Here is a 24,359-nt window from a genome sequence, read left to right as displayed (position 1 = left end):
CGCTCTCTCTGGAGATCCCTATGGCCGCTTCATCAGGTAAAAAAACGCAGATCGGCACGCGTGAACTGCATCCGGAAACGCAGATGCTCAACTACGGTTACGATCCGCGCCTGTCAGAAGGTGCGGTGAAGCCGCCGGTGTTTCTGACGTCAACCTTTGTGTTTAACAGCGCCGAAGAGGGCAAAGAATTTTTCGATTTCGTTGCCGGCCGCCAGCAACCGCCGGCGGGCAAAAGCGGCGGGCTGGTCTATTCCCGCTTCAACCACCCTAACAGCGAGATCGTCGAAGATCGGCTGGCCATTTATGAAGGTGCCGAAAGCGCCGCGCTGTTCTCTTCCGGCATGTCGGCGATTGCCACCACGCTGCTGACCTTTGCCCGTCCCGGCGAAGTGATCCTGCACTCGCAGCCGCTGTACGGCGGCACCGAAACGCTGCTGAGCAAAACGCTGCACGATCTGGAGATCAAAGCGGTGGGATTCAGCGACGGCACCGACGAAGATAAAGTGTATGAAGCCGCGAAGCTGGCGTGGCAGCGCGGGCGCGTCGCGATGATTCTGATTGAAACACCGGCCAACCCCACCAACAGTCTGGTAGACATCCAACTGATGCGTCAGGTGGCGGAGGTGATCACCCAGCAGCAGGGCTCCCGGCCGATTCTCGCCTGCGACAACACCCTGCTCGGCCCGCTGTTTCAGCGTCCGCTGCAGCACGGCGCGGATATCTCGCTCTACTCGCTGACCAAATATGTCGGCGGTCATTCCGATTTGATTGCCGGCGCCGCGCTGGGCAGCCGGGCGTTAATCAACAAAGTGCGTTCGCTGCGCAGCGCGATTGGCACCCAGCTCGATCCGCACTCCAGCTGGATGATTGGCCGCTCGCTGGAAACGCTGTCGCTGCGCATGGAGAAAGCCGCCAGCAATGCGGAACAGGTCGCGGCATTTTTACGCGATCACGCGCAGGTGGCGAAACTGCACTGGCTACCCTATCTCGACGCCAGCAGTCCGGCAGGAGAAACCTGGCAGCGCCAGTGCAGCGGTGCCGGTTCCACCTTCTCCTTTGATATCGAGGGCGGCCAGGCTGCGGCATTCCGCTTTCTCAACGCGCTGGCGCTGTTCAAACTGGCGGTGAGCCTCGGCGGCACCGAGTCGCTCGCCAGCCATCCCGCCAGCACCACCCATTCCGGCGTACCGCAGGAGGTGCGGGAGCGCATTGGCATCACCGACGCGACGGTGCGCCTGTCGATCGGCATCGAACATGCCGATGATTTGATTGAGGATATCCGCCTGGCGCTGGAAGCAGCCGTCAGCTCACCGTAAAGCCCAGCATCATGCCGGTATCCTCATGCTCCAGCAGATGGCAGTGCGCCATATAGGCATTTTCGCTATCGGCGACGTAGTTGAAGCGCACCAGCACTTCACTGCGCCAGCCGTTGACGCTGACCATATCTTTCCAGCCGGCGCGATGCGCCGCAGGCGGCTTGCCGTTCTCGGACAGAATGCGGAACTGCGTGCCGTGAATGTGGAACGGATGCAGCATGGCGTCGCCTTCGCCGGAGATGGTCCATTTTTCATATTTGCCCAGCGGCACGGCAAACATGGGCTTTTCCATGTTGAAGGCCTGGCCGTTGATTTTGTTGCCGTTGTGGAAATCATATGCGGCGCTGCTGGCGTGGTTACCCTGATCCATCGCCATATCGCCGTGATCCATGTTGCCATGATCCATCGCGCCATGGTCCATGTTCATGCTGCCATGATCCATCGCTTTGCCCGCGCCGTGCTGGCTGCCCATCGCTTTGGCACCGTAGCGCTGCTGCAGCGCCTGCATGCCCTGCTGATCCAGCTGCGGATCCATCATCAGCTGTAGCCAGCGGCTCTGCAGCCCTTCCGTTGCCGGCAGCGGCGGCACATCCACCAGCTGGTCCGGCAGCGTACCGCTGGCCATCACGCGCAGCGGCAGAATCTGCACCAGCGGCAGCGGCTGATCGAACGGCGCCAGCGTCATGCCCATCTGCGTGACCGGCAGCGTTACGATATCAAAGGTTTTGCCGTCTGAAGTATCCACCAGCACTTCAAAGCGCTCGCCCGGCAGCAGCGGCAGGCTCTCCACCTTCACCGGTTCAGCCAGCAGGCCACCGTCGCTCGCCACCACGTACAGCGGACGTTTATCGCTGGCGGCGATGTGCAGCGAGCGCGCGTTGCAGCCGTTGAGCAGGCGCAGGCGCAGCCAGCCGCGCGGCACCGCGTGCTGCGGATACGGCACGCCGTTGGTCAGCATCAAATCGCCAAACCAGCCCACGGCGGCGCGCATGATATCCAGCTGATAATCGATACGCGTGCCGTCCTGAGTGAGCTGCTTATCCTGGAAAATCAGCGGCACATCATCTTCGCCCCACTGCATCGGCAGCCGCAGCTTGCCGGACGCCTCATCTTCCAGCAGTACCAGTCCCGCCAGCCCCTGCGCCACCTGATAGCCGGTTTTGCCGTGCTGATGCGGATGGAACCAGCAGGTCGCCGCCGGTTGATCGGGGGTAAAACTCACCTGACGCGTGGCGCCGGGCGCAATCAGCGCCTGCGGACCGCCATCCACCGCGCCGGGAATTTCCAGCCCGTGCCAGTGCAGCGTGGTGGCTTCCGGCAGGCGATTATGAATATTGACGGTGACACTTTTCTCACGCTGCAGGCGCAGCGCCGGGCCGAGCAGGCTACCGTTGTAACCCCAGGTTGGGACGGATTTGCCGTTCCACTGGCTGCTGCCGGTCATGGCGGTCAGCGTGTACTGGCCGTGTGCATCGGGCTCCAGCATCGACGGGATGGGCAACAGCGGGCGCGTAGCGGCCATCAGTGAGCGGCTCCACAAGGGCAGCGCGCCGGCTGCACTGAGGGCGGCGGTCAGCTTGAGAAAATGACGACGTTGCATATTCATATCCTTATCGTGAATAGGGGCACAGCGTAAACCTTTCCCCTGCGGGAGGGTCAAGCGATGAAAGCGCCCGCCGGGATAAAAAACGCGCCAGTGGCCCATTTAGCCAAATTTAGCGGAATCCCGGCAATAACTGTGCTAACGTCATTAAATTGTCCCTTGTTGAGAACGATTATGACGAAAAGCATCAAGATCCTGCTGCTGGCGGGACTCCTTGGCTTCTCCTCCACCAGTTTTGCCCTGAGCGAATCCGAAGCAGAAGATCTGGCTGACCTCACCGCGGTGTTTGTCTATCTGAAAAATGATTGCGGCTATCAGGATCTGCCCGACGCGCAGATTCGTAAAGCACTGGTGTTTTTTGCCCAGCAAAACCGCTGGGATCTGAGCAATTACAGCGCTTACAACATGAAATCCCTCGGTGAAGAGAGCTACAAAGATTTGAGCGGTATCGCCATCACCAACGACAAAAAGTGTAAGTCGCTGGCGCGCGATTCCCTCAGCCTGCTTGCCTACGTGAAATAATCCTCCGCCCTGCGCTGCTGTTAACGCCCTGACCGTGCAAGCACGGTCATAATTCGTTATGCTTTTTTCTGGCATTATTGCGCGTTAACAGCATAAGGAGCGCTCCGGCATGGCCGACAAAGAGACCTGGCATGAGACGCTGCATAGCGGCTTTGGCCAATATTTCAGCGTAGACAATCTGCTTTACCGCGATAAAACCGCGCATCAGGATCTGGTGATCTTTGAGAACGCCGCCTTTGGCCGCGTGATGGCGCTGGACGGCGTGGTGCAAACCACCGAGCGCGATGAGTTTATCTATCATGAAATGATGACGCACGTGCCGATTCTGGCGCACGGCAATGCCCGGCGCGTATTGATTATCGGCGGCGGTGACGGCGCGATGCTGCGCGAGGTCGCCCGGCATCAGCGCGTTGAGCACATCACCATGGTGGAAATTGATGCCGGCGTGGTGAATTTCTGTCAAACCTATCTGCCTAATCACAGCGCCGGCGCCTTTGACGATCCGCGTCTGCAGCTGGTAATCGACGATGGCGTTAACTTCGTCAGCCAGACGCAGGAACGGTTTGATGTGATCATCTCCGACTGTACCGATCCAATCGGTCCCGGCGAGAGTCTGTTCACCTCGGCGTTTTATGCCGGCTGCAAACAGGCGCTCAATCCCGGTGGCGTGTTTGTCGCGCAGAACGGCGTCTGCTTCCTGCAGCAGGATGAAGCGGTCAACAGCCACCGTAAACTCAGCCACTATTTCGCTGACGTCAGCTTTTATCAGGCGGCGATTCCGACCTACTACGGCGGCATCATGACCTTCGCCTGGGCGAGCGACGATCCGGCGCTGCGCCAGCCGGACCTTGCGACGCTGCAGTCACGTTTTGCCGCGGCCGGACTGCCCTGCCGTTACTACACGCCACAGCTGCACATCGGCAGCTTTGCCCTGCCGCAATACCTTTTAAACGCGCTCAGCTGACCTCAGGAGGTGAACCCAATTGCAAAAGCTAAAACTACATGGCTTCAATAATCTGACCAAAAGCCTGAGTTTTTGTATCTACGACATTTGCTATGCCAATAGCGAAGCCGAACGTGATGGCTATATCGCCTATATTGATGAGCAATATAACGCCAACCGCCTGACGGAAATCCTCACCGAGACCTGCTCAATCATCGGTGCTAACGTGCTGAATATCGCGCGCCAGGATTATGAGCCGCAGGGTGCCAGCGTGACGATTCTGGTCAGTGAAGAGCCGATCAATCCGCAGGATATCGATAATTCCGAGCATCCCGGCCCGCTGCCCAGTTCGGTGGTGGCGCACCTCGACAAGAGTCACATCTGCGTGCACACCTATCCGGAAAGTCACCCGGAAGGCGGTTTATGTACCTTCCGCGCCGACATTGAAGTCTCGACCTGCGGCGTGATTTCGCCCCTGAAGGCGCTGAATTATCTCATCCACCAGTTGGAGTCGGATATCGTGACCGTGGATTACCGCGTGCGCGGCTTCACGCGCGACGTCAATGGCGTGAAGCATTTCATCGACCATGAGATCAATTCCATTCAGAACTTCATGTCCGAGGATATGAAAGCGATGTACGACATGGTGGACGTTAACGTTTATCAGGAAAACATCTTTCATACCAAGATGTTGCTGAAAGAATTTGATCTGAAGTATTACCTGTTCAACACCAAACCTGAAGAGCTGAGCCCGCAGGAACACAAGCGCATTACCAATCTGCTGTGGAAGGAGATGCGTGAGATTTACTACGGACGCAATATTCCGGCGACGGGATTGAAGTTGTTGTAACTCAGCGCCAGCAGTGGGTGAAGGCTGCGCCGCGGTAGCGCAGCGCACGTCATTCACCCGCTGATGCAGGCGGCACATTTACGCGGTCAGCTGCAGGCCAATGCCGCGCTCGCGCAAATCACGGCATACCGCTTCATCAAGGCGGGAATCGGTCACCACATCGGTCAGGCTATCAATCGGTGCCGCGCAGTACAGCGACCATGAGCCATATTTACTGCTGTCGGCCAGCAGAATGCGCCGGCGCGCGTTGGCCAGCAGATCCATCTTCAGCCCGGCTTTGTCTTCCGTCGGCGTGGTAATACCGCGCTCAATACTCCATGAGTTACAGCTGACAAACGCGATGTCCGGATTGATACTGCGCAGCAGGCGCCGGCCGTGCTCACCAATGCACGACTGACTGGAGTCGTCGATGCGGCCGCCGATGATGGTGGTCTCAATCTGTTTAAACTCCGACAAAAACAGCGCAATGTGCAGATCGGCGGTGATCACCCGCAGCTGCAAATGGGTCAGCTGTCGTGCCAGTTCCAGCATGGTGGTGCCGGCATCCAGCACTACCGCATCGCCGGACTGCACATAGCTGGCGGCGAACTGGGCGATGGCCTGCTTCTCCGCCAGGTTACGCTGCATCTTCTCCAGCGTGGTCGGCTGCGTCGGGATAAAGCGGTTCAGCGTGACGCCGCCGTGGCTGCGGCTAATCACCCCTTCCTTGTCCAGCTTAATCAGATCGCGGCGAATGGTGGCTGGCGAAGCAGAAATGGCGCTCACCAGCTGTTCAACAGTGACCAGATTATGACTTTTGAGATAGTCCATAATCTGGTCGAGACGGCTTTGTCCCTTCATATTTCCCTATGCAAGCTGCATCGCGAGTTTTATCGAGATCGCCATGCTCGCAGAGTTCGCTTTACCTGTCCAGGCGATATCAAATGCCGTGCCGTGGTCGGCGGAAGTGCGGATAAACGGCAGTCCCGCCGTGATGTTGACGCCATCGTAAAATCCAAGCAGTTTCAATGGGATATGCCCCTGATCGTGGTACATCGCCACTACCATATCGTACTGCCCCTGCTGGCACTGTAAAAACACCGTATCCGGCGGGCACGGGCCATGGACATCAATGCCCTGCTGCTTCATTGCCTGGATCGCTGGCGTCACCGTGGTGATCTCTTCATCACCAAACAGGCCATTCTCGCCCGCGTGCGGATTGACCCCGGCGACCGCGATGCGCGGTTGGTCATAGCCCACGCGGCGCAGGAAGCTGTCAGCCATGCCGATCACCGTCTGAATACGTTCGCCGTTCAGCGTGTCGAGGAACTTACGCAGCGCGATGTGCGTGGTCACGTGGATAACTTTCAGATGGTCGGTATACAGCACCATGGCGTAATTTTTGGTCTGGGTCAGCTGCGCCAGCAGTTCGGTATGGCCGGGATAAAGGTGGCCCGCCGCGTGCAGCGCCTCTTTGTTCAGCGGGGCGGTGGCAATCGCCTGCACGTCGCCCGCCAGCGCCAGTTCGGTGGCGCGCTTCACGCAGCGCCAGGCCAGATCGCCGGCCTGCTTCTGTACCTTGCCCGGCTGCAGCGCGTCAGGATCGGCCAGCGGCTCATCGATGACGTTAATGATGCCCGGTGCGAAATGCGCATCCTGCACGCTGTCCAGCACGCGCAGCTCGGCCTGCGGCGTAATGTTCAGCGCCAGTACCCGACGCAGCGTCGCGGCACAGCCGACCACCACCGCCGGAATGCCCGCCAGCTCCCCTTCTGCCAGTGCTTTAATGATGATTTCCGGGCTGATGCCCGCCGGATCGCCCATGGTCACCGCAATAGTGTTATTCACTCGACTTCTCCTCAATAAAACGAATGGCTTCTGCCAGGGTGTTTTCATCACCAAAGCCACCCGCTTTGGTCATCACCGGCAGGTGTAATTCACTGTTAAGCAGAACCCCGTGCGGCACACAGCCCGCCACCTGGCCCTGAATCTGAAAGCCGCTGGCCCCGAATGCCTGCGCCACTGCGATGGCCACGTCACCGCCGGAAAGAAACAGGCCGGCAGGCTGAATGTGTGCGCAGACGGCGCGCGTCAGCTGCGCCAGGAACTGGCAGATGCGCTCGCCGAGCTGCTGGCGCGTAATCTGCTGCTGCTGACACAGCTGCGCAATCGCGTGGCGCTGGTCAGCCTGTTGCGTAGTGCGCACCACACAGTGCACGCCCTCGCGCAGCGCCTGGACCATCGCCTGCTGCCAGGCCGCCGCCTGCGGCCATGCCGGTGTGGCAAACAGCTGGCAAATATCAATATCAATCAAGCGGATGTCACGCTGGCTGGCGAGCCTGGCGATTTGCTGCTGCGCCATGGCGCTCATCGAACCGACTATCGCCAGCACCGGGCGAGAGGGCCGCGCAGCAAGATGCGCACCCAGCGCATCGCTTAACCCGGACGCGCCGACCAGCAGCGGACGTTCCGGCAGCGTCGCGGCAGCCGCGATAATGGCGTCGATATCCGCCTGCTGTTCCGCGTCCAGTACCAGCAGGCCCTGACTGGTCGCCAGCCGTGCGGCCAGCGTGCCGCTGCGTACCGTGGCAAGATCGATCTGCTCGCCCGGCAGGTCGCATTGCATCTGCAGGCGCGTCAGCACGTTACTGCTGGTCACCGGGGTTTTAGGATCGCTGGCAAATTCGGTATCAGTCAGGCGCTGTTGATGGATCCACACTTCCCCGCCGCGCGTGATGCGGCCCAGCTTAGGCACCGCCGGCACCACCAGCGCCAGCCGTTTCGCGCTGACCTGCAGCGCGGCCGCCACCTCAGCGCCTGGATTGCCGCGCAGCGTTGAGTCAATCTTCTTAAACAGCCAGCCGTGTTGCGCTATCTGCTGATGCGGCTGCATGGCGGCATGTGTACGGCTGGCGGCTTCCGCTGCGCTGACCGCACGGCTATCGGTGCTGATCACCAGCACATCCGCTGCGCCGGCCTCCGGGGGTGTCAGGTTATTGAACAGCACGTGGACGCGCGCGCCGGCCAGCGCGAAACCGCTGCCTGCGTCATTGGCGCCGGTAAAATCGTCGGCAATCACCAGAACGGGCGTTTTCCATGGCGATGAAGTCATTCTCTCTCCTGTCACGGCCCCTTGCCGTGCTGCATTTGATTATATTCAATCATGATTGATTATATGTGAGCAAGATCAAATTAATTGAAATCGATATCGCCTATAAATTTAGCCTCAGAAAGGGATACATCCCGCACAGCATTGAGCAAACCTAATCATAATGTGCAAAACCGTTATAAGGGCATGACATGAATATCAACAGCACCGTGATCAGTGGCTATCAGGCTCTGAACGATCTCAGCTATTTACTGCAGGATAAGCAGAAGGCGTTGCTGGTCACAGATAAAAACATTCTGGGTATTCCGGCGGTGCAGGCGCTTATCGCCCGGCTGCAGCAGCAGATCGCCAGCCTGAGCCTGGTTGATACGGTGCCGCCCGAGCCGAGCCAGCATGATGTGGCGGCGATTGTTGCGGCGCTGCCGCACGGCGACGTCGATCTGGTGATAGGCATTGGCGGCGGCAGCGTGCTGGATGTGGCGAAGCTGCTGTCCGTGCTATGCGTGGCCGATGCGCCAACCCTGACGGCGCTGCTGGCCGGTGAGAAGCCGCACACGCGTACCGCTTCTTTACTGATCCCAACCACGGCCGGCACCGGCTCGGAAGCCACGCCCAACGCCATCCTTGCCATCCCGGAGAAAGAGACCAAAGTCGGTATTATTTCGCCGGTGATGCTGCCGGACTACGTGGCGCTGATTCCGGAACTGACCACCAGCATGCCGGCGCACATCGCCTCGTCGACCGGAATTGATGCGCTGTGCCACCTGATTGAGTGCTTCACCGCCACCGTGGCCAATCCGGTGAGTGATAACTATGCGCTGATCGGCATGAAAAAGCTGTTCGCCAGCCTCGAAAAGACCCTTGCCGAACCGGACAACCTGGAAGCACGGCTGAATATGTTGTGGGCGTCCTACTACGGCGGAGCGGCGATCGCCCATGCCGGGACGCACCTGGTGCACGCCATGTCCTATCCGCTGGGCGGCAAGTATCATCTGCCGCACGGCGTGGCCAACGCCATTCTGCTGGCGCCGTGCATGCAGTTTGTGCGTCCGGCGGCGGTGAGCAAGTTCGCGCAGGCCTACGATCTGCTGCCGGATGCCGATAGCGCACTGGATGAAGAGGCCAAATCGCACGCACTGGTGGCCTATTTCGCCGCGCTGGTGCAGCGCCTTAAACTGCCGGCCAGCCTGGAAGCGCTGGGTATCGGGCCGGATCATCTGCCGTATCTGGTCGAAGCCGCGCTGGACGTGCAGCGCCTGATGAAGAATGTACCGATGAAAGTCAGCGCCGACGATGTGCGCAACGTCTACCTGACGCTGTTTCCGGCGTTAAATCACTCAGCATGAGCGGGGGAATCATGAGCAACACCATTCAGGGCGTACTGACCGCCATCGTCACCACTTTTGATCGCGACGGAGCCTACAATCCTGCCGCGCAGCGTGAACAGATTCGGCGTCAGCTGAGCGCCGGTAACGGTATTTTCTGCGGCGGCACCAACGGGGAGTTTTTCGTGCTGAACGAGCAGGAGAAGCTGGCGGTGACCGAGACCTGCGTCGACGAAGTAAACGGCAGCGCACCGGTGGTAGCGCACATTGGCGAGATCTCGACGCGTGAGACTATCCGGCTGGGCAGGCAGGTAGCAAAGCTGGGTGTGGATGCCGTCTCGGTGATCACCCCTTACTTTGTCCCGCTTAAACAGGAAGAGCTGATTGATCACTACCGTGCCGTGGCCGACGCCCTCGACGTCCCGCTGTTTCTCTACAACATTCCGGCGCGCACCGGTAATACGCTGCAGCCGGAAACCGTGCGCACGCTGGCAGCGCATCCCAACATCATTGGCATCAAAGACAGTGCCGGCAGCTACGAAAGCCTGAGCGGCTTTCTGCAGGCAGCGGCAGGTATTGCGCATTTCAATGTACTGAACGGGCCGGATTCACTGATTCATCAGGGCTTCGTCGATGGCTGCTCCGCCTGTATTTCCGGGCTGGCTAACGTGGCACCGAAAGAGATTAACGCCATCTGGGCGCGCTTCCATGCCGGTGACATCGCCGGATCGCGCGCCGCTCAGGAGAACGTCACCGGCCTGCGTACCGATCTCTACAGCATTGGTTTTTCCCCGGCGGCGGTGAAAAAAGCCGTGGCGCTGCTCGGCTATGAGGTTGGCGACAGCCGCTATGCGGTGCGCTTCTCTGCGGAGGAAGAGCAGAAGATCCGCCAGATCGTGAATCAGTATTTGCAGTAAAGCCAGGAAATTCAAAGCACTTACCGCACGCAGCTGTGGTAGCGGCGCGATTCATCGCGCAATACAGGCGCCGCTACCCCCTGCCGCCATCAGGGTTAGGGTTAATCTGACGGTGGCGGGGCGGATTCAGGCAGCGATGGCTGCTGTTATTAACACCGGGACGCATTTGCTATGAAAGTCATCTGTACTTCACCTTCGTTCGCCCGCTACGACGCCGCGCCGATCGACACACTGCGCCAGCAGGGCTTTGAGCTGATTACGCTGCCCGCCGACGCGCCACTCAGCGCGCTGGCGCCGCATCTCGCCGACACCGTCGCCCTGATCGTGGCCTTTACCGAGGTCAACGATGCGCTGCTGTCGCTGGCACCGCAGCTGAAAATTGTCTGCAAGCACGGCGTGGGCGTCGATAACATCGATCTCGACGCGACGCGTGCGCGCGGTATTTACGTGACGAACGTGCCGGACGCGAACAAACACGCGGTTGCCGATTTCGCCTTTGCGCTGATTCTCAATAGTGCGCGCCAGATCACCACCGCCGCAATAGAGACCCGCGCCGGCCACTGGCCACGCATTTTTGCCACCGACGTCTACGGCAAAACGCTCGGCATCATCGGCCTGGGCAATATAGGAAAGCAGGTGGCACTGCGCGCTAAAGGCTTCAATATGCGCATCCTCGCCTTCGATTTTTACCCCGATGACGCCTTCGCCGCCGAACACGGCGTGACGTTTGTCAGCCTCGATCAGCTGACGGAGCACAGCGACTTCATCACCTTACATATGCCGCTCACCGACCAGACAAAAAACCTGTTCGACGCTGCGCGCCTGAAGCGCATGAAGAAGAGCGCGTTTCTCATCAACGCGTCACGCGGTGGCGTGGTGAATGAGCAGGATCTCTACCAGGTATTGCAGGATAACGTGATTGCCGGTGCGGCGGCGGATGTCTTTGTGCAGGAGCCGCTGGCGCAGCATCCGCTGTTCACCCTGAGCAACTTTATCCCCACGGCGCACCTTGCCGGTTATACCGACGGTGCCATCAGCGCCATCGGCGAACGCTGCGTGACACAGATTGTCCAGTGTATAAAACAGGGCGAACGCCCGATGAATGTCATGAACGGGCTGGCCTGACGCCGCCCTCCTCTGTCACCCTTTTCGCGTGGATAATGATTATGACCAACACCGCACGCTCAACACGCATCAGATGGTGGATCGCTGGCCTGATGTGGCTGGCCATTGCCATTAACTATATTGATCGTACCGTACTCTCTGCCGCCGCACCGCACCTGATCACCGAGCTCGACATCAATCCGGAGATGATGGGCTTTATCATGGCGGCGTTTTTCTGGTCTTATGCGCTGTTGCAGATCCCGGCAGGCTGGTTTGCCGACCGCTTCGGCCAGAAAAAAGGCCTCGGCATCGCTGTCGGCTGGTGGTCGATCGCCACCATGGCAATGGGGCTCGCCACCGGCTTTAAATCGCTGCTGGCGCTGCGTCTGGCGCTCGGCGTGGGTGAAGCAGCGGCTTATCCCAGCAACGCCGGTATTACCGCGCGCTGGTTCCCGGATCGCGAGCGCGCCACCGTCTCCGGCCTGTTCGACAGCGCATCAAAATTTGGCGGGGCCGTCGCCATGCCGCTGATCGTCTTTATGATCGCGCTGTTCGACTGGCGTCTGACCTTTCTGGCGATTGGTGCCGTCGGGCTGATCTGGGTCATCGCCTGGTACTTCATTTATGCCGAGAACCCGGAAGACCACAAAGCGATTAGCACCGATGAAGTGCGCCTGATCCGCGATGGCCAGGCGCAGAAGCACGGCGATAAGAACGTGCGGCCGATGAAGTGGTACAAGCTGCTGCGCTACCGCAACATCTGGGCGATGTGTATTGGCTTCTTCACCATCAATTACACCTCCTACTTCTTTATCACCTGGCTGCCAACCTACCTGGTGAAAGACAAAGGGATGGATTTCCTGAAAATGGGCATGGTGGCGGCGCTGCCGCTGATCTGCGGTATGGTGATTGAGGTGCTGGCGGGCTGGGCGTCGGACCGTATGGTGCACAAAAAAGTGCTGTCGCTGACCGCCACGCGCAAGCTGTTTCTGACGATTGGCCTGCTGATGGCGCTGTGCATCGGGTTCGCGCCGTTCACCGATTCCGTGTTCATGACGGTACTGCTGCTATGTATTGCTAAGTCCGGCACCACCGTCGCGGCCTCTCAGGTGTGGGCGCTGCCGGGCGATGTTGCGCCCACCAACAGCGTGTCAATTGTTGCCGGGCTGCAGAATACCGTCTCCAATATGGGCGGCGCGGTCGGACCAATCATTACCGGCGCTATCGTCGGTGCCACCGGCCACTTTACCTGGGCGCTGGTGTTCTCGGCGGTGCTGGTAGTGATCGGAATCCTTAACTACCTGTTCCTGCTCGGCAAGGTCGAACCGATTGTGGATGAGGAACCTTTATCCCACGCCCGTTCCGCCATTAACGGCGTGTAACCAGCGTAACGGCAGTGGCGCCCCGGCTGCGGGCGCCCGTTAACGGCCGGCCATAAACCGGCGATAAGCAGCAATCACCGCAAGAAAATCCTCCACGCCGCAGAACGACAGGCTCTCCTCATCGTAATAAGTCATGCCCTCTTCCAGGCCGTCATCCTCTAACGCCAGCTGATTGGCGCGGATCATCACCTCTTCCTCATCCAGCCACAGCGTATATTCGTGCCCGACGCGCTGCCACTGCTGCTGCGTGCCTTTGACTGCACGCACCGCGGCTTCGACTTCATCCAGCAGCGCAAAGTTCTCTTTCACCTCTTCATTGAACCAGTGCCCCACCGCTTCGTGGTCCATCGACATGCGCACCCGGACCTGACCGGTCACGTCACGCAGAAATTCATATTCCATGTTGGCCTCATACCAGTGGCGCGCCAGACGGCACGCTTTCGTGCATTTTGTGCGCAGCGCGCGCAAGAAAGTGGGATCGCGCTCGCATTATGCCTGGAGACGGCGAGGGAAAAAAGCGCATAAAAAAAGGGACGATGCGCTCGTCCCTTTTTCACTGGCAGGCGTATTTTACACCGCGGTCTGGAAAATCACTCCGTCCGCTTTTTCGGTGTACTGGCCCAGCTGATCGAAGTTCAGATAGCGGTAGGTGTCGGCAGCGGTTTTATCCACCTGCACCATAAACTGCTGATACTCGTCCGGCGTAGGCAGTTTACCCAGCAGGGAAGCGACCGCGGCCAGCTCGGCTGATGCCAGGAACACATTGGCACCGGTACCCAGGCGGTTCGGGAAGTTACGGGTCGAGGTGGAAACCACCGTCGCGCCGTCTTTCACGCGCGCCTGGTTACCCATGCACAGTGAACAGCCCGGAATCTCGATACGCGCACCGCTCTTACCAAAGACGCTGTAGTAGCCCTCTTCTGTCAGCTGCGCGGCATCCATCTTGGTTGGCGGCGCTACCCACAGGCGGGTCGGCAGCTGGCCTTTGTGCGCGTCCAGCAGTTTACCTGCCGCACGGAAGTGACCAATGTTGGTCATGCACGAACCGATGAACACTTCGTCGATCTTCTCACCCTGCACGTCAGACAGCCAGCGCGCGTCGTCCGGATCGTTCGGCGCACACAGGATGGGCTCTTTGATTTCCGCCAGATCGATTTCGATTACCGCTGCGTATTCCGCATCGGCATCGGCTTCCAGCAGTTGCGGATCGGCCAGCCATTTTTCCATGCCCTGAATACGGCGCTCCAGCGTACGACGGTCGCCGTAGCCTTCGGAGATCATCCACTTCAGCAGTACGATGTTGGAGTTCAGATACTCGATGATCGGCTCTTTATCCAGCTTGATGGTACAACCCGCCGCAGAACGCTCGGCCGAGGCATCGGTCAGCTCAAATGCCTGCTCAACTTTCAGCTTCGGCAGACCTTCGATTTCCAGCACGCGACCGGAGAAGATGTTTTTCTTGCCTTTCTTCTCAACGGTCAGCAGGCCCTGCTTGATGGCGTACAGCGGAATCGCGTGCACCAGATCGCGCAGCGTGATGCCCGGCTGCATTTCGCCTTTGAAGCGCACCAGCACTGACTCCGGCATATCCAGAGGCATTACGCCCGTCGCTGCGGCAAACGCCACCAGACCAGAACCGGCCGGGAACGAGATGCCAATCGGGAAGCGGGTGTGTGAGTCACCGCCAGTGCCGACGGTATCCGGCAGCAGCATACGGTTCAGCCAGCTGTGAATCACGCCATCGCCCGGACGCAGCGAGACACCGCCACGGTTCATGATGAAGTCCGGCAGCGTGTGGTGTGTGGTGACATCGACCGGCTTCGGATAAGCGGCAGTGTGACAGAAGGACTGCATCACCAGATCGGAGGAGAAGCCCAGACACGCCAGATCTTTCAGTTCATCACGGGTCATTGGACCGGTGGTGTCCTGAGAGCCGACCGAGGTCATTTTCGGTTCACAGTAGGCGCCAGGACGAATCCCTGCCACGCCACAGGCGCGGCCCACCATTTTCTGCGCCAGCGAGTAACCACGGTTGCTTTCAGCCACATCTTTGGCTTTGGTGAACACATCGCTGTGCGGCAGACCCAGCGACTCACGCGCTTTGGTGGTCAGGCCGCGACCGATAATCAGCGGAATACGGCCACCGGCGCGCACTTCATCCAGCAGCACGTCAGTTTTCAGCGCAAAGGTCGCCAGCAGTTCATTGGTCTCGTGATTGCGTACTTCACCCTTGTAAGGGTAAACGTCAATCACATCGCCCATGTTCAGGCGCTCAACGTCGAGTTCGATCGGCAGCGCGCCGGCATCTTCCATGGTGTTGAAGAAGATCGGCGCGATTTTACCGCCGAGGCACAGACCGCCGCCTTTTTTGTTCGGCACATACGGAATGTCGTCACCCATGAACCACAGCACTGAGTTGGTCGCGGACTTACGTGAAGAACCGGTACCAACCACGTCACCGACGTAGGTCAGCGGGAAGCCTTTCTGCTGCAGAGCTTCAATCTGTTTGATCGGGCCAACGTTGCCAACATCGTCGGGTTCGATGCCGTCACGTGGGTTTTTCAGCATCGCCAGCGCGTGCAGTGGAATATCCGGACGTGACCATGCATCCGGCGCCGGAGAGAGGTCGTCGGTGTTGGTTTCGCCGGTCACTTTGAACACGGTGGTGGTGATTTTTTCTGCCAGCTTAGGACGCTTGAGGAACCATTCTGCATCAGCCCAGGACTGGAGGATTTTCTTCGCGTGGGGATTACCCGCTTTGGCTTTCTCTTCGACGTCGTAGAAGTTATCGAACATCAGCAGCGTGTGGGACAGTGCTTCAGCGGCAATCGGTGCCAGAGCCTCATCGTCAAGCGCCTCGATCAGCGCATGGATGTTGTAGCCGCCCTGCATGGTGCCCAGCAGTTCGACTGCTTTTTCACGAGTGACCAGAGGAGAGTGGGCTTCGCCCTTTGCGATAGCTGCCAGGAATCCGGCTTTTACATACGCCGCTTCATCAACACCCGGCGGGACACGGTTGACCAGCAGGTCAGTCAGGAATTCTTCTTCACCCGCTGGCGGGTTTTTCAGCAGTTCAACCAGCGCGGCCATCTGGGAAGCATCTAACGGCTTAGGTACGATTCCCTGGGCAGCACGCTCGGCAACGTGCTTACGGTATTCTTCTAGCACGACGTTCTCCTCGCTCTCATTGTATAGCTTTCCGGTGCACCTGTTGATGCTGTCAAACAGTAGGGTGAGGTGCCCGGTTCTGCGTCGGCCAGCATAGCAGGATTTCGGCTGATTGTTAATCCGTTTACAAAAAAGCAACATCCGCGCGTTATTTAGCAGATTTGTCTGCGCTTTGCGCCAGAAGAGAAGCCAGAGCGGCTCTGGTAGTGCCTGTTCGCGCCTGTGCCGGTAGCCAGTGGAGCCAGGTTTTAGCGCGTAATTTGTTGCATCCGGCCCTCACACAGCGAATCCATAACCTGCAATCCCCTTTCAGGCCGGTTCATTCACTTTTGGTTATGTGCTAATGCGCTTGCACTAAACGGCTACCCTTCAGCTTCCCGCACACGTTTTCCTGAGGAAAAATTAATACCACATCACCTGATAAATATTGAACGTGATGCCTTGCGCGTATTTAATTAATTATCAACGCAGTGCCGGTTTAAATTAACCTTTAAACTTAGTCACTCAATTAAAATACACCCTTAAAAAATAACTGCGATTTAAAAAAGAGATAGAAAAATAAAAGAGGAAATGATAAATAAATAGCGTAGACTGCCTGCGGGCGCTTGAGGCTATCTGCCTTAAGATCTGCAAAAGAAATTGAGGTGGATGGTGGAAGGTGAACCGTGCGATTAATTTTCATTAACCGCACGGGTGAGCCACTACCCTACACCCAGACAGTGTCAGGGTAATGGCTTGCTCGTGCTAATGCAAGGAGTAAGTGATTATGAAGGTGAAATTCAGCACGCTGATTATCAGCGGGCTCATCCTGTTAGGTTTATGCCTGGCAAATCGCAGTTCACTGTGTGAATTACGATTGCGGATATTCGCGGCTGAATTATCGGCTGTCATGGCTTACGAAGCACAACAGTAAACTTCAATAGCGGAGGGTCTCCTCCGCTATTCCGGCATCGTTAACGTGTTGCTCCTGCGCCCGCTTTTATCTATTCAACTTACGTTTTCGATTAATAAAAAAACGGCTCCTTACAGGAGCCGTTAATTAACCTAAGCCTCAGGCGAAATTATTTCTTTTTCGCTTTCGGATTTGGCAGGTCAGTAATGCTACCTTCAAACACTTCCGCCGCCAGGCCAACCGATTCGTGCAGGGTTGGGTGCGCGTGGATGGTCAGCGCGATATCTTCGGCATCACAACCCATCTCGATAGCCAGACCGATTTCACCCAGCAGCTCGCCGCCGTTGGTACCGACAATCGCGCCACCAATAACACGGTGCGTCTCTTTGTCGAAGATCAGTTTGGTCATACCGTCTGCACAGTCAGACGCGATAGCACGGCCCGATGCCGCCCACGGGAAGGTGGACACTTCGTAGCTGATGCCTTTCTCTTTGGCTTCTTTCTCGGTCAGACCCACCCAGGCAACTTCTGGCTCGGTGTAAGCGATAGAAGGGATCACTTTCGGGTCGAAGTAGTGCTTCAGACCGGAAATGACTTCTGCCGCCACGTGACCTTCGTGTACGCCTTTGTGCGCCAGCATTGGCTGACCGACGATGTCACCGATAGCATAGATGTGTGGCACGTTGGTGCGCATCTGTTTGTCGACGCGGATAAAGCCGCGATCGTCCACTTCCACGCCTGCTTTGCCAGCATCCAGACCTTTACCGTTCGGTACACGGCCAATCGCCACCAACACTGCGTCGTAACGCTGTGGTTCAGCCGGCGCTTTTTTACCTTCCATGGATACGTAGATACCGTCGTCTTTCGCTTCTACCGCGGTGACTTTGGTTTCCAGCATCAGGTTGAATTTCTTGCTGATACGCTTGGTGAACACTTTCACCACATCTTTATCGGCGGCCGGGATCACCTGGTCAAACATCTCGACCACGTCGATCTCTGAACCCAGCGCATGGTAGACGGTACCCATCTCCAGACCGATGATGCCACCGCCCATAACCAGCAGACGCTTCGGAACTTCTTTCAGCTCCAGCGCATCGGTAGAGTCCCACACGCGCGGATCGTTATGTGGAATGAAGGGCAGTTCGATTGGACGCGAGCCGGCAGCGATAATGGCGTTGTCGAAGTTGATGGTGGTTGCGCCACCTTCCCCTTCTACCACCAGCGTATTGGCGCCGGTGAATTTACCCAGACCGTTCACCACTTTCACTTTGCGGCCTTTCGCCATGCCAGCCAGACCACCGGTCAGCTGAGTGATGACTTTCTCTTTCCAGGTACGGATTTTGTTGATGTCAGTCTGCGGCTGGCCAAACACGATACCGTGCTCTTCCAGAGCCTTAGCTTCTTCGATGACTTTCGCCACGTGCAGCAGCGCTTTTGACGGGATACAGCCGACGTTCAGACAGACACCGCCGAGGGTGCTGTAGCGCTCTACCAGTACGGTTTCCAGACCTAAATCAGCGCAACGGAAGGCTGCAGAGTAACCTGCAGGACCTGCCCCAAGTACCACGACTTGAGTTTTAATCTCTGTACTCATCATGACCTCTTGTTAGATTGCCGGCGGTCAAAAGCGACCCTTTCCCAGGCTCTTGATGCCCTATCTCCACCGGGACATTTCACCGCGAGAGTTTACAGAATTGTTAACAAACTGCCAACCGCGGCAACTCCGAATGCTTACAACAAGGCCGGCATTTGCCGGCCTTGATTAACGTCACATCACCAGACGGCGAATATCAGACAGCATATTGTTAATGATGGTGATGAAGCGCGCACCATCCGCACCGTCGATGACGCGGTGGTCGAACGACAGCGAAATCGGCATCATCAGGCGCGGAGCGAACTCTTTGCCGTTCCACACCGGCTCCATCGCCGATTTAGACACCCCGAGGATAGCCACTTCCGGCGCGTTAACAATTGGCGCGAAGTGCGTGGTGCCGAGGCCGCCAAGGCTGGAGATGGTGAAGCAGCCGCCCTGCATATCGCTGGCGGTCAGTTTGCCATCACGCGCTTTCTTCGACGTCGCCATCAGCTCACGCGACAGCTCAGTGATGCCTTTCTTGTTCACGTCTTTGAACACCGGAACCACCAGACCGTTTGGCGTATCCACCGCCACACCGATGTTGATGTACTTTTTCAGCGTCAGCTTCTGGCCATCTTCCGACAGCGAGCTGTTGAAGCGTGGCATCTGCTCCAGTGCCGCCGCGACCGCTTTCATGATGAACACTACCGGGGTGAACTTCACATCCAGCTTGCGCTTCTCGGCTTCCGCATTCTGCTGCTTACGGAACGCTTCCAGATCGGTGATATCGGTTTTGTCGAAGTGGGTCACATGCGGAATCATTACCCAGTTACGGCTCAGGTTAGCGCCCGAGATTTTCTGGATACGACCCAGTTCCACTTCTTCGATTTCACCAAACTTGCTGAAGTCCACTTTCGGCCATGGCAGCATGCCCGGAATACCGCCGCCTGCGGCCGCAGCCGGTGCCGCTTCAGCGCGTTTCACCGCATCTTTCACGTAAGCCTGCACGTCCTCTTTGAGGATGCGACCTTTACGGCCGGTGCCTTTGACTTTCGCCAGGTTAACACCGAACTCGCGCGCCAGGCGACGAATCACCGGCGTGGCGTGCACGTAAGCATCGTTTTCAGCAAATTCGCTCTTCGCATCGGCTTTCGCCGCTGCTGGCGCAGGTGCAGCAGCCGGTTTGGCTTCTGCAGCTGGTGCGGCTTCCTGTTTCGCTGCCGGTGCCGCAGCAGCCGGCGCAGCGCCTTCTACTTCGAACACCATGATAAGCGAACCAGTGCTGACTTTATCGCCGGTAGCCACTTTCAGCGCTTTAACCGTACCGGCAAACGGCGCCGGAACTTCCATTGACGCTTTATCGCCTTCCACCACGATCAGTGACTGCTCAGCCTCAACTTTATCGCCTACTTTGACCAGCACTTCGGTGACTTCCACTTCGTCGCCGCCGATATCCGGGACGTTAACGTCTTTGGCACCCGCAGCCGCGGCTGGCGCGGAGGCCGCCGCTTCTTTCACGGCAGGTTTGGCAGCCGCTGCTGGCGCCGCGCCTTCGGCTTCAAAGATCATGATCAGTGAACCGGTGTTCACCTTGTCGCCTGTGGCGATTTTGATCTCTTTCACCACACCGGCAAACGGTGCAGGCACTTCCATGGACGCTTTGTCGCCTTCGACGGTGATCAGCGATTGCTCTGCCGCCACTTTGTCGCCCACTTTAACCAGAATTTCGGTGACTTCTACTTCGTCGCCGCCGATATCCGGTACGTTAACGTCTTTCGCTTCGCTGGCGGCGGCCGCAGCAGGTGCGGCTTCCGCTGGTTTCTCTTCGGCGGCCGGTGCCGCAGCAGCTGCACCTTCGGCGTCGAAAATCATGATCAGTGAACCGGTATTCACTTTGTCACCGGTCGCGATTTTGATCTCTTTGACCACGCCAGCCTGCGGCGAAGGTACTTCCATCGAGGCTTTATCGCCTTCCACGGTGATCAGCGACTGTTCGGCTTCAACCTTGTCGCCCACCTTGACCAGAATCTCGGTGACTTCAACTTCGTCTGACCCGATATCCGGTACGTTAATTTCGATAGCCATTACTCTCTTACCTCTTAAGCCAGACGCGGGTTAACTTTATCGGCATCGATGTTGAATTTCGCGATCGCATCCGCCACCACTTTCTTCTCGATTTCGCCGCGCTTAGCCAGTTCACCCAGGGCTGCAACCACTACGTATGACGCATCCACTTCGAAGTGGTGACGCAGGTTTTCGCGGCTGTCTGAACGGCCGAAACCATCGGTACCCAGCACGCGATAATCGCTGGCTGGCACGTAGCTGCGAACCTGCTCTGCGAACAGCTTCATGTAGTCGGTCGATGCCACCGCCGGCGCGTCGTTCATCACCTGAGCGATGTACGGTACGCGTGGAGTTTCCGTTGGGTGCAGCATGTTCCAGCGCTCACAATCCTGACCGTCGCGTGCCAGCTCGGTGAACGAGGTCACGCTGTAGACGTCAGAACCGATGCCGTAATCCTTCGCCAGGATCTGTGCCGCTTCGCGCACGTGACGCAGGATAGAACCTGAGCCCAGCAGCTGCACTTTGCCTTTGCTGCCTTCTACCGTCTCCAGCTTGTAGATACCCTTACGGATACCCTCTTCCGCACCCTGCGGCATCGCAGGCATGTGGTAGTTTTCATTCAGCGTGGTGATGTAGTAGTAAATATTTTCCTGCGCTTCGCCGTACATACGTACCAGACCGTCATGCATGATGACTGCCACTTCGTACGCGTAAGACGGATCGTAAGAGATACAGTTCGGGATAGTCAGCGACTGAATGTGGCTGTGACCATCTTCGTGCTGCAGACCTTCACCGTTCAGCGTGGTACGACCGGACGTGCCGCCCACCAGGAAGCCGCGCGCCTGCTGGTCGCCTGCCAGCCACATCAGATCGCCGATGCGCTGGAAACCAAACATCGAATAATAGATGTAGAACGGAATCATCGGCAGGTTGTTGGTGCTGTAAGAGGTCGCCGCCGCCAGCCAGGAAGACCCTGCGCCGAGCTCGTTGATCCCTTCCTGCAGAATCTGGCCTTTCTCGTCTTCTTTATAGTACGCAACCTGCTCACGGTCCTGCGGCGTATACTGCTGGCCGTTCGGGCTGTAAATACCAATCTGACGGAACAGACCTTCCATACCAAAGGTACGCGCTTCGTCTGCGAGGATCGGCACCAGACGATCTTTGATCGACTTGTTCTTCAGCATCACGTTGAGCGCACGCACGAAGGCGATGGTGGTAGAGATCTCTTTGCTCTGCTCTTCCAGCAGCGCACTGAACTCTTCCAGCGCCGGCATTTCCAGCTTTTCGCTGAACTCAGCCTGACGGGTTGGCAGATAGCCACCCAGCTTCTCGCGCTGGCCGTGCAGGTAGTTGTACTCTTCTGAGCCTTTTTCGAAGGTCACATACGGCAGCTGTTCGATCTTGTCGTCAGCCACTGGCACGTTGAAGCGATCGCGGATGTAGCGAACGCCATCCATGTTCATCTTCTTAACCTGGTGCGCGATGTTTTTACCTTCCGCAGTGTCACCCATACCATAGCCTTTAATGGTATGCGCCAGGATCAGCGTTGGCTGACCTTTGGTCTCCTGCGCTTTCTTCAGTGCCGCGTAGATTTTCTTCGGATCGTGACCACCACGGTTCAGGGCGAAGATCTCTTCGTCTGACCAGTCTTTCACCAGCGCTGCGGTCTCCGGGTATTTACCGAAGAAGTGCTCGCGCACGTACGCACCGTCGCGTGATTTGAAGGTCTGATAGTCGCCGTCAACGGTTTCGTTCATCAGCTGAATCAGCTTGCCGCTGGTATCTTTCTTCAGCAGCTCGTCCCAGCGTCCGCCCCAGATCACTTTGATCACGTTCCAGCCAGCACCGGCAAAGATGCCTTCCAGCTCGTTGATGATCTTACCGTTACCGGTGACCGGACCGTCGAGGCGCTGCAGGTTACAGTTGATGATGAACACCAGGTTATCCAGCTTCTCACGGGTAGCGATGGTGATCGCCCCTTTGGATTCTGGTTCGTCCATCTCGCCATCGCCAAGGAAGGCGTAAACGGTCTGCTTAGAGGTATCTTTCAGGCCGCGGTGTTCCAGATATTTCAGGAACTTCGCCTGATAGATGGCGTTCAGTGGGCCGAGACCCATCGACACGGTCGGGAACTGCCAGAAGTCCGGCATCAGTTTTGGATGCGGATAGGAAGAGAGACCGTTGCCGTGGACTTCCTGACGGAAGTTGTTCATCTGCTCTTCAGTCAGACGTCCTTCAAGGAACGCACGAGAGTAGATGCCCGGAGAAATGTGGCCCTGGAAATAGACCAGATCGCCGCCATCCTGCTCGCTACGCGCGCGGAAGAAGTGGTTGAAGCACACTTCATAAATGGTGGCAGAAGACTGGAAAGACGACAGGTGACCACCCAGCTCCAGATCTTTCTTCGACGCACGCAGAACCGACATAATGGCGTTCCAGCGGATTGCGGAACGGATACGACGTTCAAGAGAGGTGTTCCCCGGATATTCCGGCTCATCTTCGACCGCAATGGAGTTGATGTAGTTGCTGACGGCATTGCCGCCCGCTGCCACTTTCACACCGCCTTTGCGTGCAGCACTCAATACCTGATCAATCAGATACTGCGCGCGCTCAACACCTTCTTCACGGATGACCGATTCGATCGCCTGTAGCCAGTCACGAGTTTCGATCGGATCCACGTCATTCTGTAAACGTTCTGACATGGGGTGTATTCCTTATCTGTGTCTAATACGTTGAATTATCAGGAGCCTGTCTGCTTGTGCTTTGCTTCTGATTCACAGCACAAGAAGACAGGCCCGTCGTTTATGTCGCACGTTCATTGCCGTGCGTTATTCCTTACGTTGCTGTAAACGACGCAGGGAGCGTTCACGACGGCTCTGCTCCCGACTTCTGTCCAGCAAGATTTCCTCAATGAACGCCAGGTGACGATGGGATGCCTCGCGTGCTTGTTCTGGCTCACGAGCCACAATCGCCTCAAAGATACTGGCGCGGTGACCGCTCACTTTCGCCAGCATTTCGCGGCGAGCGTAGAGCAATTCGAAATTCTGACGGACGTTCTGTTCCAGCATAGGGCCCATCGAACGCAGCAAGTGCAGCAGCACCACATTATGGGCGGCTTCTGTGACAGCGATCTGATACTTCATGACCGCATCGGCCTCAGCATCTAAATCGCCGCTGTCCTGCGCCTGCTGGATGTTGACGTGACAGTCGCGAATACGCTGCAGGTCTTCATCGGTGCCGCGCAGCGCAGCGTAGTAGGCCGCAACGCCTTCCAGCGCGTGGCGGGTTTCCAGCAGGTCAAACTGGGATTCAGGATGTTCAGCAAGCAGGCCGACCAGCGGGTCGCTCAGGCTTTGCCAGAGGTTCTGCTGTACGAAGGTGCCACCACCCTGACGGCGCAGCAGCAGGCCTTTGGCTTCCAGACTCTGGATCGCTTCGCGCAGCGATGGACGTGAGACATCAAACTGTTTGGCCAGTTCACGCTCGGGAAGCAGTTTTTCACCCGGCTGGAGCGTCCCTTCCATAATCAGGGATTCCAGCTGCTGCTCGATTGCATCGGAGAGCTTGGGTTGGCGAATTTTACTGTAGGCCATCATCCCTTCTTATGAG

At 57.7% G+C, this 24,359-nt stretch carries 19 protein-coding genes; 9 read left to right on the top strand and 10 right to left on the bottom strand.

What is annotated here, in order from left to right:
* Positions 1-20: 20 nt before the first annotated feature.
* Positions 21-1,316: a cystathionine gamma-synthase family protein gene (locus F3I21_RS15260; protein ID WP_058759511.1), complete on the top strand. Its 1,296-nt coding sequence runs from the start codon at positions 21-23 to the stop codon at positions 1,314-1,316.
* Here the strand turns inward: F3I21_RS15260 and cueO are convergent.
* A complete protein-coding gene (gene cueO, locus F3I21_RS15255; RefSeq protein ID WP_150059259.1) occupies positions 1,303-2,916 on the bottom strand; it encodes a multicopper oxidase CueO in 1,614 nt (537 codons plus the stop codon). The two genes, F3I21_RS15260 and cueO, sit on opposite strands and share 14 nt — an antisense overlap.
* A 177-nt stretch (positions 2,917-3,093) precedes the next feature.
* On the opposite strand from cueO, the gene F3I21_RS15250 reads away from it, so the two are divergent.
* From F3I21_RS15250 to speD, 3 genes are all read left to right on the top strand, one after another.
* Entirely contained in the window at positions 3,094-3,441 is a 348-nt protein-coding gene (locus F3I21_RS15250) for a YacC family pilotin-like protein (RefSeq protein ID WP_021507525.1), read from the top strand.
* 109 nt (positions 3,442-3,550) lie between these two features.
* Positions 3,551-4,405 (top strand): polyamine aminopropyltransferase, encoded by an 855-nt coding sequence (gene speE / locus F3I21_RS15245; protein WP_150059258.1) that lies wholly within the window; start codon positions 3,551-3,553, stop codon positions 4,403-4,405.
* A 19-nt stretch (positions 4,406-4,424) separates the two neighbouring features.
* A complete protein-coding gene (gene speD, locus F3I21_RS15240) occupies positions 4,425-5,234 on the top strand; it encodes an adenosylmethionine decarboxylase (protein WP_021507527.1) in 810 nt (269 codons plus the stop codon).
* Positions 5,235-5,312: 78 nt separating this feature from the next.
* Here speD and F3I21_RS15235 read toward each other — a convergent pair whose 3' ends face one another.
* From F3I21_RS15235 to F3I21_RS15225, 3 genes are read right to left on the bottom strand one after another with little or no spacing between them, the layout of a single operon-like run.
* The gene (locus tag F3I21_RS15235) at positions 5,313-6,074 is read right to left on the bottom strand and encodes a DeoR/GlpR family DNA-binding transcription regulator (protein ID WP_022547144.1); all 762 of its coding nucleotides are present in this window, start codon (positions 6,072-6,074) and stop codon (positions 5,313-5,315) included.
* A 6-nt stretch (positions 6,075-6,080) separates the two neighbouring features.
* A complete protein-coding gene (locus tag F3I21_RS15230) occupies positions 6,081-7,109 on the bottom strand; it encodes a D-threonate 4-phosphate dehydrogenase (protein WP_370515548.1) in 1,029 nt (342 codons plus the stop codon).
* Entirely contained in the window at positions 7,054-8,325 is a 1,272-nt protein-coding gene (locus F3I21_RS15225; RefSeq protein WP_150059257.1) for a four-carbon acid sugar kinase family protein, read from the bottom strand. The genes F3I21_RS15230 and F3I21_RS15225 overlap by 56 nt, the downstream gene beginning before the upstream one ends.
* A 188-nt stretch (positions 8,326-8,513) precedes the next feature.
* Here F3I21_RS15225 and F3I21_RS15220 point away from each other — a divergent pair, with 188 nt between their 5' ends.
* From F3I21_RS15220 to F3I21_RS15205, 4 genes are all read left to right on the top strand, one after another.
* On the top strand, positions 8,514-9,668 hold the full coding sequence (locus tag F3I21_RS15220; protein WP_058770605.1) for an iron-containing alcohol dehydrogenase: 1,155 nt from the start codon (positions 8,514-8,516) through the stop codon (positions 9,666-9,668).
* An 11-nt stretch (positions 9,669-9,679) separates the two neighbouring features.
* A complete protein-coding gene (locus tag F3I21_RS15215; protein ID WP_127833687.1) occupies positions 9,680-10,564 on the top strand; it encodes a dihydrodipicolinate synthase family protein in 885 nt (294 codons plus the stop codon).
* Positions 10,565-10,735: 171 nt separating this feature from the next.
* A complete protein-coding gene (locus tag F3I21_RS15210; protein ID WP_150059256.1) occupies positions 10,736-11,689 on the top strand; it encodes a phosphoglycerate dehydrogenase in 954 nt (317 codons plus the stop codon).
* 41 nt (positions 11,690-11,730) lie between these two features.
* Entirely contained in the window at positions 11,731-13,050 is a 1,320-nt protein-coding gene (locus tag F3I21_RS15205; protein WP_058780450.1) for an MFS transporter, read from the top strand.
* Positions 13,051-13,089: 39 nt separating this feature from the next.
* Here the strand turns inward: F3I21_RS15205 and yacL are convergent, their stop codons facing one another.
* The gene (yacL, locus tag F3I21_RS15200; protein WP_031279698.1) at positions 13,090-13,452 is read right to left on the bottom strand and encodes a protein YacL; all 363 of its coding nucleotides are present in this window, start codon (positions 13,450-13,452) and stop codon (positions 13,090-13,092) included.
* Between the two features lie 168 nt (positions 13,453-13,620).
* Positions 13,621-16,218 carry a bifunctional aconitate hydratase 2/2-methylisocitrate dehydratase gene (gene acnB / locus F3I21_RS15195; RefSeq protein WP_088516643.1) on the bottom strand — a complete coding sequence of 866 codons (2,598 nt, stop codon included), beginning with the start codon at positions 16,216-16,218 and terminating at the stop codon, positions 13,621-13,623.
* A gap of 766 nt (positions 16,219-16,984) precedes the next feature.
* Between acnB and F3I21_RS23625 the strand changes: the two genes are divergently transcribed.
* On the top strand, positions 16,985-17,131 hold the full coding sequence (locus tag F3I21_RS23625; RefSeq protein WP_021314460.1) for a Hok/Gef family protein: 147 nt from the start codon (positions 16,985-16,987) through the stop codon (positions 17,129-17,131).
* Between the two features lie 148 nt (positions 17,132-17,279).
* Here the strand turns inward: F3I21_RS23625 and lpdA are convergent, their stop codons facing one another.
* The 4 genes from lpdA to pdhR form a co-directional block, all read right to left on the bottom strand.
* The gene (lpdA, locus tag F3I21_RS15185) at positions 17,280-18,704 is read right to left on the bottom strand and encodes a dihydrolipoyl dehydrogenase (protein WP_021507536.1); all 1,425 of its coding nucleotides are present in this window, start codon (positions 18,702-18,704) and stop codon (positions 17,280-17,282) included.
* Positions 18,705-18,878: 174 nt separating this feature from the next.
* Positions 18,879-20,771: a pyruvate dehydrogenase complex dihydrolipoyllysine-residue acetyltransferase gene (gene aceF, locus F3I21_RS15180; protein WP_058770609.1), complete on the bottom strand. Its 1,893-nt coding sequence runs from the start codon at positions 20,769-20,771 to the stop codon at positions 18,879-18,881.
* 14 nt (positions 20,772-20,785) lie between these two features.
* Positions 20,786-23,452 carry a pyruvate dehydrogenase (acetyl-transferring), homodimeric type gene (gene aceE, locus F3I21_RS15175; protein WP_021507538.1) on the bottom strand — a complete coding sequence of 889 codons (2,667 nt, stop codon included), beginning with the start codon at positions 23,450-23,452 and terminating at the stop codon, positions 20,786-20,788.
* Positions 23,453-23,578: 126 nt separating this feature from the next.
* Positions 23,579-24,343, bottom strand: a complete 765-nt coding sequence (pdhR, locus tag F3I21_RS15170; RefSeq protein WP_021507539.1) for a pyruvate dehydrogenase complex transcriptional repressor PdhR — start codon at positions 24,341-24,343, stop codon at positions 23,579-23,581.
* Between the last annotated feature and the right edge of the window lie 16 nt (positions 24,344-24,359).

The organism is Pantoea sp. B_9 (assembly GCF_008632015.1).
Classification (GTDB): domain Bacteria; phylum Pseudomonadota; class Gammaproteobacteria; order Enterobacterales; family Enterobacteriaceae; genus Pantoea; species Pantoea dispersa.
The sequence above is the reverse complement of the archived record's forward strand: the minus strand, read 5'-3'. Positions and strand labels throughout refer to the sequence as shown.